The sequence below is a fragment of the Sphingomonas sp. CCH9-E2 genome (assembly GCF_001557215.1).
GTDB lineage: Bacteria > Pseudomonadota > Alphaproteobacteria > Sphingomonadales > Sphingomonadaceae > Sphingomonas.
The window spans coordinates 1-1,109 of the sequence record NZ_LSJM01000430.1 but is presented as its reverse complement, the minus strand read 5'-3'; the positions used below and the strand labels follow the sequence as shown (position 1 = coordinate 1,109).

Sequence of the window (1,109 nt, the reverse complement as noted above, 5' to 3'; positions counted from 1 at the left end):
CTCCCCGCCAGTGGCAGAAAGCGTGAGCAGGAAATCAGGCTGTTTGCGAGCACACGCCGCTATGATTGCAAGCGCCTACAGATAGCCCTCATATTGTAACCGCTCGGCGGCCGTGAGCAGATCCGGATTGACTATGGTCGTGCCGATCGCGGTGCGGATTTCGCGCATTGAGCAACGAACGGCATCTAGAAAGGCGCGGCTGGCATTTTCCATCAGATGCCAGCGATCAGCAACTTGGCAGGCGTGAGGAAGCGCCTGTGCGGCGGCCAATGCGTATCCGCCTCCACGATCCCGGGCGACAACCTCAACCTGTTGCTGTCCGACGAGCCAGCCGCGTGCCGTGGCCGGCTCCCGGTCCGGGAGGAGGCGGATCGGCCGTCGCCGTTCGAGATCGCAGATGATTGTGCCGTAACGTTGATTACGCCGCCAAGCCCAATCATCGATTCCGATCACCTTGGGTACAGCATGATCTGGTCGGCCACGGCGCCGGATGGAACGCAGTAGCGTGTCCTTGCTGACGGGCGCCATTAGTCGGTTAGCGAAGCGCGCTCCGGGGCGGCCACCAAGCGCCAGGCCAAGATGAAAGATGAGGAGACCGAGCCTGCTGGTTCGGCGCGCCCAGGGTTCCACAAGATCTTTGTCGAAGCGCTCGGCGAATATACGCTTGGTACAGCTCACCGTCCGGCACCGGAATCGCCGTGCTTTCAGGACAAGACGAACAGGCCGACCACCAAGCGGGAGATCTCCCAGCCGCCGAGAATAATGGCTATGCACTGCCGCTGCTTTGACGCCGCAGGTCGGGCATTGGGAATATGGGCGCGGCGAACGAACCGCGATTTCCGTCACCTCTCCAGCATTACCAACCTGTTCCACAACCAAACCCGCTGGCACTACCGCTCCACTATGCATTCGATGAGACATGCTGCTGATCCTCCTCGGAAAATCAGCCGAACCCTATCCTCCAATTGCATCAAATATGAGTCAGAGCCCCTTTTCCACGCCGATCCACAGATCTGGGCTTCGTCGTAGTGACGAAGGAACGAAGATGAAGCCCAGATCCTCCAATGTAAAATCGCCCGCCAAGGCCCCAGCAGAGCGGGTAGTGAAGG

1 protein-coding gene is annotated in these 1,109 nt (G+C 59.9%); it reads right to left on the bottom strand.

All coding sequences use genetic code 11. From position 1 onward, the window contains the following. Positions 1-75: 75 nt before the first annotated feature. Positions 76-909, bottom strand: a complete 834-nt coding sequence (locus AX681_RS21635) for an ISL3 family transposase (RefSeq protein WP_231733702.1) — start codon at positions 907-909, stop codon at positions 76-78. Positions 910-1,109: the final 200 nt, after the last annotated feature.